A 14,719-nucleotide genomic window follows, 5' to 3' on the forward strand; every position below is an offset into this window, starting at 1 on the left:
TGGCAGCATCGGCGCCATGGTGCGCCTCTTGCGCGCTCTGCGCCTCTGCGGGCATCCAACCATGCCCCTTGGCGCGCCCGCTCATTACCGGTGGGTTAACTCCCCTGCCCTGGCAACGACCCTGGTCAGCGCCTCGACCACGTGAGGGTCGTATTCGTGCGCCGTATCGAGGCGTAACCGCTCCAGGGCCTGCAGCCCGCGGCCCGCGGCCGTACCGCTCCCGACAAAGTCCTCATAGGCGTTGGCCGTACGCACGATGCGTCCCGCGAGCGGCTGTCCGCGGTACGGATCGGCCTGTCCCTCCACGATCCGCGCGACTTCCTCGGGGGCACCCGTCCGGCGTACGACCTCCGCCCCGAGCAGGGCGATGCGGCGGCGTTCCACCTGATCGAGGGACGTGGTGGCGCCACCGGGCACGGGGTCGACGAGGGAGAGCTGGCCGATGTCGTGCATCAGTGCGGCGTGCTCCAGGGCCGCCAGCGCCTTTCCGCCCAGGCCGAGTTCGCGCCCCATGGCGTGGCTGAGGGCGCTGACCCGGCGCGCGTGCCCCACCGGGGTGTAGCCGGCGAGCTCGGTGGCGCGGGCCAGTGAGGTGATGGTCTCCCGGTGGGTGGCCCGGATCGCGGCGTGCCGCCGGAAGGCCGTCTGGGTCAGCAGCAGCGGCACCCCGCACACGGGCAGCGCCCACAGCCCGGCGGACTGCTCCGCCTGCGCCAGAACGACCCCGCCGGCGCACACGGCCGTGCCGACGCCCGGCAGGACGGCCAGCTCGTCACGGAGGGCGGAGGCGAAGGGGTGTCCGGCACGGGCGGCGCCCAGCACGGCGGCGAGCACGGCGTCGCAGAGGATCGTGCTGGCCAGCAGCAGGAGGGCGTAGCCCGGATGGCCGCCGCTGCCGCCGTACAGCGGCTGCGCGGTCGCGGCGGCGAACGTCACCGTCAGCACGCGCCGGGCCGCGGCGTCGCGCGGGGCGCCCGTCAGCTGCCCGGCGCCGACGGCGGCGACGCAGACGGCCACCACGACCGCCACCGCCTCGGCCGCGAGCAGCGCGTAGGCCAGGGCCCCGGCGAAGGCGACGGGAGCGGCCTCCCGGCCCTCGGGCTCCGGGATCCGCAGGGCCTCGCCCACGACGATCAGCGCGCTGAAGGCGGCGGCCGCGGCGGGGTCGGCGACCCCGTGCACCGCCGTCCACACCGTCGCGGCGCCGCCCACGGCGAGCGCGAGCCCGTGGGCGGCCGCCACGACCGGCGGCGTGCGCCTGCGGTGGCGGCGGTGGTCGCCGCCGCCGCGGCGTCCGCCGGCGCTCACGGGCGCGGCTCTGGGGTGCGGCGGGACGGGGTCTCCCGGCGGGCGTGGCGCCGGGTCTGGGCGGGGGCGAGGGGTTCCGGCTCGTCGGCGGTGACCGCCGGGTTCCACCCTTCGCGGCGCACGGCGCGGACGAGGGCCTGCACCATGAGCGGGTCGAAGTGGCTGCCGGCGCAGCGGCGCAGCTCGCCCAGCGCGTCGTCGACACCGCGGGCGGCCTGGTACGAGCGCGTGGAGGTCATGGCGTCGAAAGCGTCCGCCACGGCCACCAGCCGCGCCGAGGACGGGATGGCCTCACCGGCCAGGCCGTAGGGGTAGCCCGTTCCGTCGAGGCGTTCGTGGTGGTGGAGGATCGCGGCGCGGGCGTCGTCGAGGAAGGCGATGCCGCGTACCATCTCGTGGCCGTACGCGGGGTGCAGCTCGATGATCCGCCTCTCCTCCAACGTGAGCGGGCTGTCCTTGCGCAGCACCCGGGTGGGCACGCCGAGCTTGCCGATGTCGTGCAGGATCCCGGCCAGCCGCAGGGCCTCCACGCGCTCGGGCGGCAGGCCGATCTCACGGGCGATCAGCGCCGACGCCCGGCCGACGCGCTCGCTGTGGCCGCGTGTGTAGCGGTCCTTGATCTCCACGGCCTGCACCAGCGCCCGGACCGTCGCCTGGTGCGCGGCCCGCTCCCGGCGTGCCTGGTCCATGACCCAGCGCGCCATGTGCGTCGGCAGCAGGGCGAGGACCGCGGCCACCGCCCCGTACGGGCCCTGCCAGAGCACCGCGGCCACGAGCCCCACCAGGCCGTAGGTCAGATGCGGCGCGAGCGGCTCCAGCAGGGACTCCCGCCACGCCGTGAAGGGCGCGGTGCGCTCGGCGGTGATCAGCACACCGGCGGTCAGGGCCGCGGAGAACAGGCAGAAGGCGAGGACGGCCGCGAGCGCGGGCAGCAATAGCCCCGGCAGCCGCGCGTAGGGGCCGTCCCCGAAGGCGGTGCGCACCTGGGCCGCGGCGGCCGTCGCCAGGGCGAGCTGTGCGGCGTGCCACACACGGCGCACCGGGCGTGGCTCACCCCGGACGGGCGCGAGCAGCCCCCCGGGCACGGCGACGAGAGCGGCCGCGCCCGGGGGAAGCAGGAGCGCGGCCGTGAAGAGCACCGGGGGCAGGGACGCCCCCGTGCGTTCCCCCGCCGCGTAGAGCACCGCCAGCACGGCGGCGGTCGCCCGGACAGTGCCCTCCCAGGGGCCCGCGACGAGGGTGCCGCACGCCGACACCACGACGACCGCGATGTAGACCCGGGCCGCCGCGGGAAGCATCCGGACCGCCCGCCTCGCACGCACCCCACCGAGGCTAGGGGCGCGGCCGCCGCCCGGTCGGGCGAGCGGACGCGATTCCCGCCTTCGGGTGATCCCGGGCGACCTGTCGGCTCGACGTACCGGCGCCGAGCACCCGTGGGATGCCGGGCACCGGTGGGGTGCCTGTGCGGCGCGTCGGCGCCGGGCGCCTCAGCCGGCCGGGGAACCCGTCGGCGCGCCGCCGCCCTCGGCCGGCTCGCGTACCGGCACGACCTCGGCCTCCCGGATCAGCTCGATCCGCGTGAGCACCTTGGCCCGCAGGTCCGAGGGCACGTCGTCCTGCCCGCAGCAGCGCTTGACCAGCTTCTTGACGGCCTGCTCGAGGCCGTACTTCTCCAAGCAGGGGTGGCACTCGTCGAAGTGCTGCTTGAACTTGGCGCAGGCGTCGTCGGACATCTCGTTGTCCAGGTACTCGTAGAGGTGTTCGAGTACCTCGGAGCAGTCCGTCTCATGCGGGTTGCCGCAGCTCATGTGCCCGAGCCCTTCTCGTCTCCCGCGCCCGCCGGGACGAGCCCGCGCTCCCGCGCGTAGTCCTCCAGCAGCGAACGCAGCTGCCGCCGCCCCCGGTGCAGACGGGACATCACCGTACCGATGGGGGTTCCCATGATGTCGGCGATCTCCTTGTAGGCAAAGCCCTCGACGTCCGCCAGATAGACCGCGATCCGGAACTCCTCCGGGATCGCCTGCAGCGCCTGCTTCACGTCCGAGTCGGGAAGGTGGTCCAGGGCCTGGGACTCGGCGGAGCGCAGACCCGTGGACATGTGCGACTCGGCGCGGGCGAGCTGCCAGTCCTCGATCTCCTCCGTGCCGCTGCGCTGGGGCTCGCGCTGCTTCTTCCGGTAGGAGTTGATGAAGCTGTTGGTGAGGATGCGGTAGAGCCACGCCTTCAGGTTGGTGCCCTCGCGGAACTGGTGGAACGACGCGTACGCCTTCGCGTACGTCTCCTGCACCAGGTCCTCTGCGTCGGCCGGGTTGCGGGTCATGCGCAGCGCCGCCGAGTACATCTGGTCCAGGTACTCCAAGGCGTCCCGCTCGAAGCGCGTGTTGCGCTCGACGTCGGACTCCTTCGCCACCTGCACCTCAGGCACCTCGGACGGGCTGTCGTCGTTGCCGCTGACCGGACCCACCTCCTCCACGATGGTCACGGGGCCGTAAGCGGACCCCACGCCATCGGAGGATATCCCGGGCGGGATCGGCGCGCTGTTCCTGCTCTCCTTGCCCGTCGACGGCCACTGCGGCCACGACAGGTAGGGCGCCTCGGCACGCGCTCGGCACTCGGCACTGACCATCCGGCTGCCTTCCTCACTGTGCGTACGTGAATTCCTGGACCCCTGCGACAACACGGGCCGCGCACCGCTCATTCCCGAAGCGGGGGCACTTCCTCCAGCCAGCCCAGCACCGCCTTGGTGATGACGCTGAGTGCCGCCTCCTGGGTGAGGTCCGCCGACTTCGGCACGGCGAACCCGTGGTCGCCGAACGGCACCTCGACCGGCTCGCACCCCGCGGGGAACTCCTCGGGGCGGCCGAAGGGGTCGCGCCCGCCCTGGACGACCAGGAGGGGCATGTCGCCCCGCGCCGCCGCGCGCAGTTCCTCCTCGCGGGACTTCTCCGGCCGGCCCGGCGGATGCAGCGGGAACGACAGCGCCAGCACGCCGACCGCGCCCAGCTCCGCCGCCGTACGGCAGGCCACCCGGGCCCCCGCGCTGCGGCCGCCGGCGACCACCGGAAGACCGGGCCGGGCCAGCGCCGGCCACAGCGCCCGCCATCCGGCGTCCAGCGTCTTCGGCGCGGGCGCCAGCTTCTTCCCGGCCACCCGCCAGGGCTGCTCCACCAGCGCGACCGACCAGCCGTGCGGCGGCAGTCCCGCGGCCAGGGCCTGCAGGTCGCGCGCCTCGATCCCGCCTCCCGCGCCGTGGCCGAGCGCCACAACGGCGCGGGCGCCGCGGGCCCGGTGCCAGGTGACGCGGGCGTCCCCGGCGGGGGTCGGCACGATCTCCATGATCTCGCTCACAGCGGCCAGTCTGGCACCGCGGGCGGTCAGAACAGCGTCGCCTCCTCGGGCGCCTCGATCGGTTCGACCAGTTCCGGCCCGTTGTTGCGGACGTTGCTCACCTCGGACCGCACGGGGTATGCCCGCAGCAGGCCCGGCCGCGGCGGCGCGAGCAGCCCGCGCAGGTCCTCGACGTCGGTGCGCGCGGGGTCCAGCCAGTCGTCCCAGTGGTCAGGGGTGATCCACAGGGGCATGCGCGGATGGATCTCGGCCAGGGAGCGCGGACCGCCGGGGCGCTCGTCGGCGTCGGCGAAGGGCTCGGTGTCGGCCTGCGTGGTGATGACGGTGCAGGTGACCCACCAGGCGCGCGGGTGCTCGTCGGGCAGGGTGCGGTCGCGCCAGAACTCGTAGAGCCCGGCCATGGCGAAGACCGAGCCGTCGGCCGGGGTGACGAAGTACGGCTGCTTGCGGGGCCGCTTCCGCTTCCCCTGCTCCTCCAGGCGGCGCTCGTCCTTGTCCGTGACCCACTCGTAGTACCCGTCGGCCGGCAGCAGGCAGCGGCGCGAGGCGAAGGGGCGGCGGTAGGAGGACTTCTCGTGGACGGTCTCGGCCCGCGCGTTGATCATCTTGACCCCGACGTCGGGGGTCTTCGCCCAACTCGGCACCAGACCCCAGCGCAGGGTGCGCAGCTGGCGCACCACCTCGCCCGTCTCCTTGTCCGGACGCTCCAGCACCGCGTAGGCACTGTCGGTGGGCGCGACGTTCCAGTTGGCGTCCAGCGCCTCGGTGGGATCCCATTTCCGCACGTCGAAGATCCCGACAAGATCCTCGGGCCTCCGGCTCGCTGCGTATCGACCGCACATGAGTGCCAGATTGCCACGGCGCGGGCAGGCCCGGACGCCGTATGGTGCGGAAGCGTGCAGCCCATCGACTCCCTCCTCGGCACCCAGCCCGCGCCCCCGCCCTGGCTGGTGGGCGTCACCGCGGCCGTCGCCCTGGCCGCGGTGCTGCCGCACGCCCTGTGGCGGCTGTCGCGCAACGCGATCACGATCGCCCACGAGGGTGGCCACGGCCTGGTCGCCCTGCTGTCCGGACGCCGGCTGCAAGGCATCCGGCTGCACTCGGACACCTCGGGCCTGACCGTCTCCCGCGGCAAGCCGTACGGCCTCGGCATGATCCTCACCGCGGCGGCGGGCTACACCGCACCGTCCCTGCTGGGCCTCGGCGGGGCCCTGCTGCTCGCGGCGGGGCGCATCACGGTCCTGCTCTGGGGCGCGACGGCGCTGCTGCTGGTGATGCTGGTGATGATCCGGAACGCCTACGGGGTCCTGACGGTGTTCCTGACCGGCGCGCTCTTCCTGCTGGTGTCCTGGCTGACCGGGCCCGCGGTCCAGGCGGGGTTCGCCTACCTCGTGGTGTGGTTCCTGCTGTTCGGGGGCGTACGGCCGGTGCTGGAGCTCCAGCGCAAGCGGCGCGAGGACGCCGCCCCGGGCTCCGACGCGGACCAGCTGGCCCGGCTGACGCACACCCCGGCGGCGCTGTGGATGCTGCTGTTCCACGCGGTGGCGCTGCTGTCGCTGATCGGCGGCGGCCGCTGGCTGGCGGGTCTGTGACCCTTGCGAGCGACTTACTGTTTCCTGCAAGTTTCGCCCGCTTTGTGCGCGATTCGCCTTCGCTGTGAGCCACTACGCTTGGGCCCATGACCGATAACCCCGCGCACACCGCCCTGTGGCCCGCGCCGCTCGCGTCCGCCCCCGTCCACGCGACGGTCACCGTGCCCGGGTCCAAATCGGTCACCAACCGCGCCCTGGTGCTCGCGGCGCTCGCCTCCGAGCCGGGCTGGCTGCGCCGCCCCCTGCGCAGTCGTGACACCGTTCTGATGGCCGACGCGCTGCGCGCCATGGGCGTCCAGATCGACGAGGTCGTCAACCCCTACGGCGGCGAGGCCTGGCGGGTCATCCCGGCCGGGCTGCACGGGCCGGCCACGGTCGACGTCGGCAACGCCGGCACGGTGATGCGGTTCCTGCCGCCGGTCGCCGCGCTCGCCGACGGCCCGGTGCACTTCGACGGGGACCCGCGCAGCCACGAACGACCGCTGCACGGGGTCATCGACGCGCTGCGCTCGCTGGGCGCGCGCATCGACGACGAGGGCCGCGGCGCGCTCCCGCTGACCGTGCACGGCGGCGGGGCGCTGGACGGCGGCCCGGTGTCGGTCGACGCGTCCTCGTCGTCCCAGTTCGTCAGCGCCCTGCTGCTGTCCGGCCCCCGCTTCAACCAGGGCGTGGAGGTGCGGCACACCGGCCCGACGCTGCCGTCGCTGCCGCACATCAAGATGACGGTGGAGATGCTGCGGCACGCCGGCGCCAAGGTCGACACCCCGGAGAACGGCGGCGAGCCGAACGTGTGGCGGGTGGACGCCGGCGCGCTGCTCGGCGTCGACCTCACCGTCGAGCCAGACCTCTCCAACTCCCAGCCCTTCCTCGCCGCCGCACTGGTCACCGGGGGCCGTGTGGTCATCCCCGACTGGCCGCTGCGCACCACCCAGCCCGGCGACGCGCTGCGTGAGCTGTTCACCCGAATGGGCGGTTCGTGCGAGCTGACGGACGCGGGCCTGGTCTTCACCGGCTCCGGCCGGATCCACGGCATCGACGCCGACCTGTCGGAGGTGGGCGAGCTGACCCCCGGCATCGCGGCCGTCGCCGCGCTCGCCGACTCGGAGTCCGTCCTGCGCGGCGTGGGCCACCTGCGTCTGCACGAGACCGACCGGCTGGCCGCGCTGAGCAAGGAGATCAACGAACTCGGCGGCGACGTCACCGAGACCGAGGACGGCCTGCGCATCCGGCCGCGGCCCCTGCGCGGCGGCGTCTTCCACACCTACGACGACCACCGGCTGGCCACCGCGGGCGCCGTACTGGGCCTGGCCGTCGACGGCGTCCGGGTCGAGAACGTCGCGACCACCGGCAAGACCCTCCCCGACTTCCCGCAGATGTGGACGGACATGCTGGGCGGGGCGCCGGCGGCCGTGTCACCGGGCCGGGCCTGAGCCATGCGGCGCTACGGCAAGCACACCGACGAGGACGACGTCCGGGTCCGCCCGAACCGCAAGGGGAACCGCCCGCGCAGCAGCATCCGGCCCAAGCACGAGGACGCCGAGGAGGGCTTCGTCCTCACCGTCGACCGGGGCCGCGTCACCTGCCTCGTCGAGGACCGCACGGTCACCGCGATGAAGGCGCGTGAGCTGGGCCGCAAGGGCATCGTGGTCGGCGACCGGGTGGGCATCGTCGGCGACCTGTCGGGCGAGAAGGACACCCTGGCGCGGATCGTGCGCGTCGAGGAGCGCAGCTCGGTGCTGCGCCGCACCGCGGACGACACCGACCCGTACGAGCGGGTGGTCGTCGCCAACGCGGACCGGCTCGCCATCGTCACCGCCCTCGCCGACCCCGAGCCGCGGCCCCGCCTCATCGACCGCTGCCTGGTGGCCGCCTACGACGCCGGTCTCGAACCGCTGCTGGTGCTCACCAAGTCCGATTTGGCGCCCGCCGGGCCGCTGCTGGAGACGTACGCGCCGCTGGGCGTCCCCTATGTGGTGACCACTCACGAGAACTTCGACGACACGGCGACGGAGGCGGTGCGCGAGCACCTCAGGGGCGGAGTCACCGCCTTCGTCGGGCACAGCGGCGTCGGGAAGACCACCCTGGTCAACGCCCTGGTGGAGCGTCAGCGCGCCACCGGCCACGTCAACGCGGTCACCGGCCGCGGCCGGCACACCACGACCTCCGCGCTCGCGCTGCCGCTGCGGGACGAGGCGGGGTGGGTGATCGACACCCCGGGCGTGCGTTCCTTCGGCCTGGCCCACATCGATCCGTCCCGGGTCATCCACGCCTTCCCCGACCTGGAGCCGGGCACCGAGGGCTGTCCGCGCGCCTGCAGCCACGACGAACCCGACTGCGCGCTGGACGCCTGGGTCGCCGACGGGCACGCCGAACCCGCCCGGTTGTTCTCGCTGCGGCGGTTGCTCGCGACTCGTGAGCGCAAGGAAGGGGACTGAGCCGCCGTTTCCGGGCATGCTGTGTGATGATCGCTCATCGGCAGACGAAATCGGGAGGGCTCTCGATGGCCTGGCTCCTCGTGGTGGTCGCGGGACTCCTCGAAACCGGCTTCGCGGTCTCCCTCAAGCTCTCCCACGGTTTCACCCGCCTGTGGCCGACCATCGCGTTCTGCGCCTTCGCGCTCGGCAGCTTCGGTCTGCTCACCCTCGCCCTGAAGAAGCTGGACGTCGGGGCGGCGTACGCGGTGTGGACGGGCATCGGGGCGTCCGGGACGGCGATCTACGGGATGGTCTTCCTCGGCGACGTCGTCTCGACACTGAAGCTGGTCTCCGTCAGCCTGGTCATCCTGGGCGTCATCGGGCTCCAACTCTCCGGCTCCACCCACTGATCCGATCCGCGCACTGATCCGTCCCCACGCGCCGGTGCGGCTCCGCCCGTCCGGGGCCCGCCGTTCGTCGTCTTCGCCGTCCGGCACCCGTGCCTTCTCGCGCGGGCGCCGTCCGCCCTCGTCGTCAGCCGCCGCTGAGCAGTCCGCGGACCAGCCGGGCGACCCGCCGGCACGCCTGCTCATCCGAGGCCGCGGGCACGGCGACATAGGAGACGGCGACCCGCACCGCGGTCCCGCAGGCCCAGTCGGCCGCCACCTCGTCGAGCCCGGGGAAGCGCCGCTCGAGCACGCCCAGGGCGCGCGCGTGGAAGGCGTCGAGGAGCTCGACCGGGGCCAGCGGAGCGTCGTCCCGGCGAGGCCGCCCGCCCGCCGGCCGTGGCAACGGCACCGGTACGACCGCTGCCACCGGGACCCGGTCCCCGCGGCAGCCGGTGAGCACCGCGCGCACCAGCGTGTTGCGGCGCGCGCTGTGCAGGGTCCAGGCGGTCGCCGCGGCGAAGCAGTCCCCGGCATCGGCGCCGTGCCGTCCGGCGGCGGTGTCCAAGGCGCGCTCCACGCCGGCCAGGAACGCCTCGGCCTCCCGCCGCACCAGGGCACGGGCGAGGCCCTCCTTGCCGCCGAACTCGTTGTAGAGCGTCTGCCGCGACACCCCTGCGATGGCCGCGAGATCCACCATCCTGACCGTCGCCCACGAGCGGACGCCGAGCGCGGTCAGCGCCGCGTCCAGGAGTGCGTCACGCACTGCCGGCACGTCGTCCTCCAAGCGGTGTCACGCGTCCCCGAGCGGTCTCGGCCGGTGCCGAGCGGCGCCTCGCGGCGCCCGGGAGCCGTGTCGTCACCATGACGCGCCGTCGGCCCGTGTCAACCGTCGCCGCGTCTCCTGCGTGACCTCGCCCCGCCGCGATCGATACTGTTCACTCCATGCCGGACTTCAACGACGACCTGCGTCTCGCGCACATCCTCGCCGACGCCGCCGACGCCGCCACCATGGAGCGCTTCAAGTCCCTGGACCTCAAGGTCGAGACCAAGCCCGACATGACACCGGTCAGCGAGGCGGACAAGCGCGCCGAGGAACTGATCCGCGGTCAGCTGGGCCGGGCCAGGCCGCGCGACGCCGTGCTCGGCGAGGAGTACGGCACCGAGGGCAGCGGCCCGCGGCGCTGGATCGTCGACCCGATCGACGGCACCAAGAACTACGTCCGCGGGGTGCCCGTGTGGGCCACCCTGATCGCGCTGATGGTGCGCGGTGAGCACGGCGACGAGGGCGTGGTCGGCGTGGTGTCGGCGCCCGCCCTCGGGCGCCGCTGGTGGGCGGCGAAGGGCGGCGGGGCGTACACCGGGCGCAGCCTGGCCTCCGCCACGCGGCTGCGGGTGTCCCAGGTCGGCCGGCTGGAGGACGCCTCTTTCGCGTACTCCTCGCTGAGCGGCTGGGAGGAGCAGGGCCGCCTCGACGGCTTTCTCGACCTGACCCGGTCCTGCTGGCGGACGCGTGCCTACGGCGACTTCTGGCCGTACATGATGGTCGCCGAGGGCGCCGTGGACATCTGCGCCGAACCCGAGCTCAGCCTGTGGGACATGGCGGCGAACGAAGTGATCGTGCGTGAGGCCGGGGGGCGCTTCACCAGCCTGGACGGGACACCGGGTCCGTACGGCGGGAACGCGGCGGCGTCCAACGGGATGCTGCACGAGGAGATGCTCGCCTATCTGAACCGCCTCTGATCCCCGCCCCTGGTGTACCGCCCCCTCACACCACCGTTCACGCCCCGCACGCCCCTTGCTGCCGACCAGGGCGCATGTGAACATGAGAATGCGTGAGCTTGTGCATTTGTGAAAGCGTTCTCAAGACGGCCACGACGCAGCCCGAGGGGTATCCCATGCTCGTACGCGACGCCATGAGCACGGTCGTTCTCACCATCGGTCCCGCCCACACCCTCCACCAGGCCGCCCGGCTGATGTCCGCCCGCCGGGTGGGCGCCGCGGTCGTCCTCGACCCCGACACCTGCGGTCTCGGCATCCTGACCGAGCGCGACATCCTCAACGCCGTCGGTGCGGGGCTCGACCCCGACCACGAGTTCGCCGCCGCCCACACCACCACCGACGTGGTCTTCGCCGCGCCCGGGTGGACTCTCGAGGCCGCGGCCGCCGCCATGGTGCGCGGCGGCTTCCGGCACCTGGTGGTCCTGGAGGACCGCAACCCGGTCGGCATGGTCTCCGTACGCGACATCGTGCGCTGCTGGCAGCCCGCGCACACGGCCCTGGCAGGCTGACGGCCGGCCCTGGCGGTGGAGCGGAGGGGGCCGGGCGCCTGGACGCACCCGGCCCCCTCCGGGCCCGTGGGGCGGACGCCGCTCAGCCGCGCAGGGCCCGGACGGCGGCCTCCAGCCGCTTGCCGAAGTCCTCGTCGGCCTGGCGGAAGTTGCCGATCGCCCGCTCGGCGATGTCCTCGCGCGACACCTTGGCGAGGAAGCCGGAGAGGTTGGCGACCAGGCGCTCCTTCTCCTCCTCCGACATCAGCCGGTAGAGGTTTCGGGCCTGCACGAAGTCGTCGTCCTCGGCGTGCGAGGGCGCCACGTGGTTGCCGGTGCGGCCGGTGACCGTGGTCGCCGACCACAGAGGACGGCCGGTCTCGGCCGGGCCGCCGAAGCTGTTCGGCTCGTAGTTCCTGGCCCCGCCGTGGCGGCCGTCGTAGAGGGCGCCGTCCCGGCCGTGGGTGCGCGCCTCGGTCGCGTGCGGCCGGTTCACCGGCAGATGGTCGGCGTTGATGCCGACGCGGTAGCGGTGGGCGTCGCCGTAGGCGAAGAGCCGGCCCTGCAGCATCTTGTCCGGGGACGGGCCGATGCCCGGCACGAAGTGGGCCGGGGAGAAGATCGACTGCTCGACCTCGGCGAAGATGTTCTGCGGGTTGCGGTTGAGCTCCAGCCTGCCGATCTCGATGGGCGGGTAGTCCTCGTGCGGCCACACCTTGGTGAGGTCGAACGGATTGAAGCGGTAGGTCGCCGCCTCGTCCGCGGGCATGATCTGCACCTGCACGGTCCAACTGGGGTACTCACCGCGCTCGATGGCCTCGCGCAGGTCGCGCTGGTGGGAGTCGGGGTCCTCGCCGGCGATCCGGTTGGCCTCTTCCTGGGTAAGGTTCCTGATGCCCTGGTCGGTCTTGAAGTGGTACTTGACCCAGAAGACCTCGCCCGCCTCGTTGTTCCACTGGTAGGTGTGCGAGCCGTAGCCGTTCATGTGGCGGTAGCTGGCGGGGATGCCGCGGTCGCCGAACAGCCAGGTCACCTGGTGCGTCGACTCCGGCGACAGGCTCCAGAAGTCCCAGACATTGTCCGCCTCCTGGGAGCCGGTGTAGGGATCGCGCTTCTGGGTGTGGATGAAGTCGGGGAACTTGATCGCGTCCTTGATGAAGAACACGGGGGTGTTGTTGCCGACGAGGTCGTAATTGCCCTCCTCGGTGTAGAACTTCAGCGCGAAACCCCTGGGGTCGCGCACCGCGTCCGGCGCCCCGAGGTTGCCCGCCACGGTGGAGAAGCGCAGGAACGTCTCGGTCTGCTTGCCCACCTCGGCGAGGAACTTCGCCCGGGTGTACTTCGTCACGTCCGCGGTGACGGTGAAGGTTCCATAGGCGCCGGCGCCGCGGGCGTGCACCACGCGCTCCGGTATGCGCTCGCGGTTGAAGCGGGCCAGCTTCTCCAGCAACTGCTGGTCCTGGACCAGGACCGGTCCCCCTGCGCCCGCTGTCTCGCTGTTCTGGTTGTCCGCGACCGGGGCTCCCGCCTCCGTGGTCAGCGGGCCGTTCTCCTGAGCCGTCACGTGCCTCTCCCTGGGTCGGTGCTGTGCCGTGGCCTGAGCCAGAAGTGATCCTACGATAGACAGAGTCCAAATCAAGAAGAGCAACAATCTCGTACTCGGTCGGAACACGGACCGCCGCTGATAAGCTGTTCACATCCCACTGATAGGTGAAACGGATGAGTGACCTGCTGGAACGACTGCGCGGCCGCGGATGGCGCATGACCGCGCAGCGGCGCGTCGTGGCTGAGGTGCTCGACGGCGACCACGTGCACCTCACCGCCGACGAGGTGCACGCCCGGGCGGCCGCCCGACTGCCCGAGATCTCCCGGGCGACCGTCTACAACACCCTGGGCGAGCTGGTGTCGCTCGGCGAGGTCATGGAAGTCGCCACCGACGGCCGCGCCAAGCGCTACGACCCCAACACCCGGCGCCCGCACCAGCACCTGGTGTGCTCCGACTGCGGCACCATCCGGGACGTCCACCCGCACGGCAATCCGCTGGCGGACCTGCCCGACGCCGAGCGCTTCGGCTTCACCGTCTCCGATGTGGAGGTCACCTACCGGGGCCTGTGCCCCGACTGCGCCTGACGCCGCGCCGCCCGGCTCACCCGTTCGGCGGCTTTCCGCACCCCCGGCTCCGGGTGAGTGCGCCCCAGCTGCAGCGTGGCCTCCGGCACCTGCCCGGCCACCTTGGCGAGCGCCTCGAAGGCGTCCCTGGCCACCCCTTCGTCCGGGTCCGCGGTCAGCGGCGCCACCGTCCCCAGCAGGTCCCCCCGCGGGGCGAGCCGGGCCGCAGCGCGCAGCGCGGCCCGGCGCACCGCCGGCGGCCACGGGGCCCGGGCCTCACGCGCCAGTCGCAGCAGCAGCGGCACGTCCGAGGCGTCACCGCACTCCCCCAGGCCCGTCACCAGTCCGGCCACCAGCCGCGGCGGACTCTGCGGGCCGCAGCGCAGCAGCTGCCTGCGGTACGCCGGCGCGGGCGGCTCGCCCCTGCTGTACAGCCGCCAGCGGGCCTGCGCCCGCACGATCCGCGCCGGATCGGCCAGCGACGCGGTCAGCCGGGCCGCCGGCACATCGTCGGGCAGCGCCGCGACCGCCAGCTCCCGCACGGCCGCCGAGCGGGCCCACAGCAACCGCCCGGCCTGGTCCGGATCCATCCGCAGCAACCGCTCCGCGCACAGACTCCGGCACACCTGGTCCGGATCCCGCAACGCCGTGCGCACCAGGTCCCCGCGGACGAACGCGCCCAGTTCCAGGGCCAGCTCGACCCCGAACCGCCGGGTCTGCGGGTCGGCGTCGGCCGCCAGCGCCCGCACCGCACGCCGCCCCTCAGGAGCCGCCAGCACCCCGCGGTACGCCTCAGCGGTGTGCGCCGCCCGGCTCCGTCCCCGCATCCTCAGCAGGATCCGTAGGGCCGCGGCGGCCTCGTCCGGGGCGGTACGGCGCAGCAGCGCAGCCAGGGCGCGGTCGCGAACCTGGTCCACCCAGTCAGCCGTCCGCAGCGCGAGCGCGGACGCCACCACCGGTCCGCCGTGCACTGCCAGCTTCTCCACAGCGGCCTGCCGGGTCCTGCCGTCCCTGTCCATCGCCGCCAGCAGCAACCGCAGCGGTTCGCTCTCGCCCGGCGCTAGGGGCGGGCCCTCCTGGACCCGGGCGGCGCGGTCCAGCAGCAGCCACAGCCGGGGCGGCGCCGCGGCCAACGCCTTCAGCGCCGCCGCCCGGTCGTAGCCGGCGCCCGCGTCCCCGGCGGCGCCCCGCAGCTCTCGCAGCAGCTCCGCCATGTCCGATGCCGCGCACAGCCGACCCCACCGCGTCACATCCATGCGTTCCGCCGGCCGCCGCTCACGCCGCCTGCGCAG

16 protein-coding genes are annotated in these 14,719 nt (G+C 73.4%); 7 read left to right on the plus strand and 9 right to left on the minus strand.

The annotated features are described in order from the left end of the window. Positions 1-84: 84 nt before the first annotated feature. The 6 genes from ACRWND_RS07670 to ACRWND_RS07695 all read right to left on the minus strand — a co-directional run bounded on the left by ACRWND_RS07670 (position 85) and on the right by ACRWND_RS07695 (position 5,498). Positions 85-1,308, minus strand: coding sequence for an HD-GYP domain-containing protein (locus ACRWND_RS07670; protein ID WP_431947297.1), 1,224 nt, complete (start codon positions 1,306-1,308; stop codon positions 85-87). Next, positions 1,305-2,606 carry an HD-GYP domain-containing protein gene (locus ACRWND_RS07675; RefSeq protein ID WP_431947410.1) on the minus strand — a complete coding sequence of 434 codons (1,302 nt, stop codon included), beginning with the start codon at positions 2,604-2,606 and terminating at the stop codon, positions 1,305-1,307. Before ACRWND_RS07675 ends, ACRWND_RS07670 begins: the two co-directional genes overlap by 4 nt. A gap of 189 nt (positions 2,607-2,795) precedes the next feature. Next, positions 2,796-3,116 (minus strand): mycothiol system anti-sigma-R factor, encoded by a 321-nt coding sequence (gene rsrA / locus ACRWND_RS07680; RefSeq protein ID WP_431947299.1) that lies wholly within the window; start codon positions 3,114-3,116, stop codon positions 2,796-2,798. Continuing rightward, complete coding sequence (locus tag ACRWND_RS07685) at positions 3,113-3,772, minus strand: sigma-70 family RNA polymerase sigma factor (RefSeq protein ID WP_431947412.1); 660 nt, start codon at positions 3,770-3,772, stop codon at positions 3,113-3,115. Before ACRWND_RS07685 ends, rsrA begins: the two co-directional genes overlap by 4 nt. Positions 3,773-4,002: 230 nt before the next feature. After that, a complete protein-coding gene (locus ACRWND_RS07690) occupies positions 4,003-4,644 on the minus strand; it encodes an alpha/beta hydrolase family protein (RefSeq protein ID WP_431947414.1) in 642 nt (213 codons plus the stop codon). A gap of 38 nt (positions 4,645-4,682) precedes the next feature. Next, entirely contained in the window at positions 4,683-5,498 is an 816-nt protein-coding gene (locus ACRWND_RS07695; RefSeq protein ID WP_431947301.1) for an SOS response-associated peptidase, read from the minus strand. Positions 5,499-5,552: 54 nt separating this feature from the next. Between ACRWND_RS07695 and ACRWND_RS07700 the strand changes: the two genes are divergently transcribed. From ACRWND_RS07700 to ACRWND_RS07715, 4 genes are all read left to right on the plus strand, one after another. Beyond that, positions 5,553-6,248, plus strand: coding sequence for a M50 family metallopeptidase (locus ACRWND_RS07700; protein ID WP_431947303.1), 696 nt, complete (start codon positions 5,553-5,555; stop codon positions 6,246-6,248). An 86-nt stretch (positions 6,249-6,334) separates the two neighbouring features. Beyond that, positions 6,335-7,678, plus strand: coding sequence for a 3-phosphoshikimate 1-carboxyvinyltransferase (gene aroA / locus ACRWND_RS07705; protein ID WP_431947305.1), 1,344 nt, complete (start codon positions 6,335-6,337; stop codon positions 7,676-7,678). A gap of 3 nt (positions 7,679-7,681) precedes the next feature. After that, positions 7,682-8,683 carry a ribosome small subunit-dependent GTPase A gene (rsgA, locus tag ACRWND_RS07710; RefSeq protein WP_431947307.1) on the plus strand — a complete coding sequence of 334 codons (1,002 nt, stop codon included), beginning with the start codon at positions 7,682-7,684 and terminating at the stop codon, positions 8,681-8,683. Between the two features lie 65 nt (positions 8,684-8,748). Further along, complete coding sequence (locus ACRWND_RS07715) at positions 8,749-9,072, plus strand: DMT family transporter (RefSeq protein WP_431947309.1); 324 nt, start codon at positions 8,749-8,751, stop codon at positions 9,070-9,072. A gap of 124 nt (positions 9,073-9,196) precedes the next feature. Here the strand turns inward: ACRWND_RS07715 and ACRWND_RS07720 are convergent, their stop codons facing one another. Beyond that, positions 9,197-9,823, minus strand: coding sequence for a TetR family transcriptional regulator (locus tag ACRWND_RS07720; protein ID WP_431947311.1), 627 nt, complete (start codon positions 9,821-9,823; stop codon positions 9,197-9,199). A 170-nt stretch (positions 9,824-9,993) separates the two neighbouring features. On the opposite strand from ACRWND_RS07720, the gene hisN reads away from it, so the two are divergent. Both hisN and ACRWND_RS07730 read left to right on the plus strand, forming a co-directional pair. Next, positions 9,994-10,791 carry a histidinol-phosphatase gene (gene hisN, locus ACRWND_RS07725; protein WP_431947313.1) on the plus strand — a complete coding sequence of 266 codons (798 nt, stop codon included), beginning with the start codon at positions 9,994-9,996 and terminating at the stop codon, positions 10,789-10,791. A 155-nt stretch (positions 10,792-10,946) separates the two neighbouring features. Then, positions 10,947-11,339 (plus strand): CBS domain-containing protein, encoded by a 393-nt coding sequence (locus tag ACRWND_RS07730; protein ID WP_431947315.1) that lies wholly within the window; start codon positions 10,947-10,949, stop codon positions 11,337-11,339. A gap of 82 nt (positions 11,340-11,421) precedes the next feature. Here ACRWND_RS07730 and ACRWND_RS07735 read toward each other — a convergent pair whose 3' ends face one another. Further along, a complete protein-coding gene (locus tag ACRWND_RS07735; RefSeq protein WP_431947317.1) occupies positions 11,422-12,882 on the minus strand; it encodes a catalase in 1,461 nt (486 codons plus the stop codon). A 155-nt stretch (positions 12,883-13,037) separates the two neighbouring features. Here ACRWND_RS07735 and ACRWND_RS07740 point away from each other — a divergent pair, with 155 nt between their 5' ends. Continuing rightward, positions 13,038-13,448, plus strand: coding sequence for a Fur family transcriptional regulator (locus ACRWND_RS07740; protein WP_431947319.1), 411 nt, complete (start codon positions 13,038-13,040; stop codon positions 13,446-13,448). On the opposite strand, the gene ACRWND_RS07745 is transcribed toward ACRWND_RS07740, so the two are convergent. After that, positions 13,418-14,683, minus strand: a complete 1,266-nt coding sequence (locus tag ACRWND_RS07745; protein WP_431947321.1) for a hypothetical protein — start codon at positions 14,681-14,683, stop codon at positions 13,418-13,420. The genes ACRWND_RS07740 and ACRWND_RS07745 overlap by 31 nt on opposite strands. Positions 14,684-14,719: the final 36 nt, after the last annotated feature.

Source organism: Actinacidiphila sp. bgisy167 (assembly GCF_965342175.1).
Classification (GTDB): Bacteria; Actinomycetota; Actinomycetes; order Streptomycetales; family Streptomycetaceae; genus Actinacidiphila.

What these genes read in the sequence shown, in the direction of transcription:
- ACRWND_RS07675 (WP_431947410.1), bottom strand. Translation starts at nt 2,606, where the DNA reads ATGCTTCCCGCGGCGGCCCGGGTCTACATCGCGGTCGTCGTGGTGTCG.
- rsrA (WP_431947299.1), bottom strand. Translation starts at nt 3,116, where the DNA reads ATGAGCTGCGGCAACCCGCATGAGACGGACTGCTCCGAGGTACTCGAA.
- ACRWND_RS07690 (WP_431947414.1), bottom strand. Translation starts at nt 4,644, where the DNA reads ATGGAGATCGTGCCGACCCCCGCCGGGGACGCCCGCGTCACCTGGCAC.
- ACRWND_RS07695 (WP_431947301.1), bottom strand. Translation starts at nt 5,498, where the DNA reads ATGTGCGGTCGATACGCAGCGAGCCGGAGGCCCGAGGATCTTGTCGGG.
- aroA (WP_431947305.1), top strand. Translation starts at nt 6,335, where the DNA reads ATGACCGATAACCCCGCGCACACCGCCCTGTGGCCCGCGCCGCTCGCG.
- rsgA (WP_431947307.1), top strand. Translation starts at nt 7,682, where the DNA reads ATGCGGCGCTACGGCAAGCACACCGACGAGGACGACGTCCGGGTCCGC.
- ACRWND_RS07715 (WP_431947309.1), top strand. Translation starts at nt 8,749, where the DNA reads ATGGCCTGGCTCCTCGTGGTGGTCGCGGGACTCCTCGAAACCGGCTTC.
- hisN (WP_431947313.1), top strand. Translation starts at nt 9,994, where the DNA reads ATGCCGGACTTCAACGACGACCTGCGTCTCGCGCACATCCTCGCCGAC.
- ACRWND_RS07730 (WP_431947315.1), top strand. Translation starts at nt 10,947, where the DNA reads ATGCTCGTACGCGACGCCATGAGCACGGTCGTTCTCACCATCGGTCCC.
- ACRWND_RS07740 (WP_431947319.1), top strand. Translation starts at nt 13,038, where the DNA reads ATGAGTGACCTGCTGGAACGACTGCGCGGCCGCGGATGGCGCATGACC.
- ACRWND_RS07745 (WP_431947321.1), bottom strand. Translation starts at nt 14,683, where the DNA reads ATGGATGTGACGCGGTGGGGTCGGCTGTGCGCGGCATCGGACATGGCG.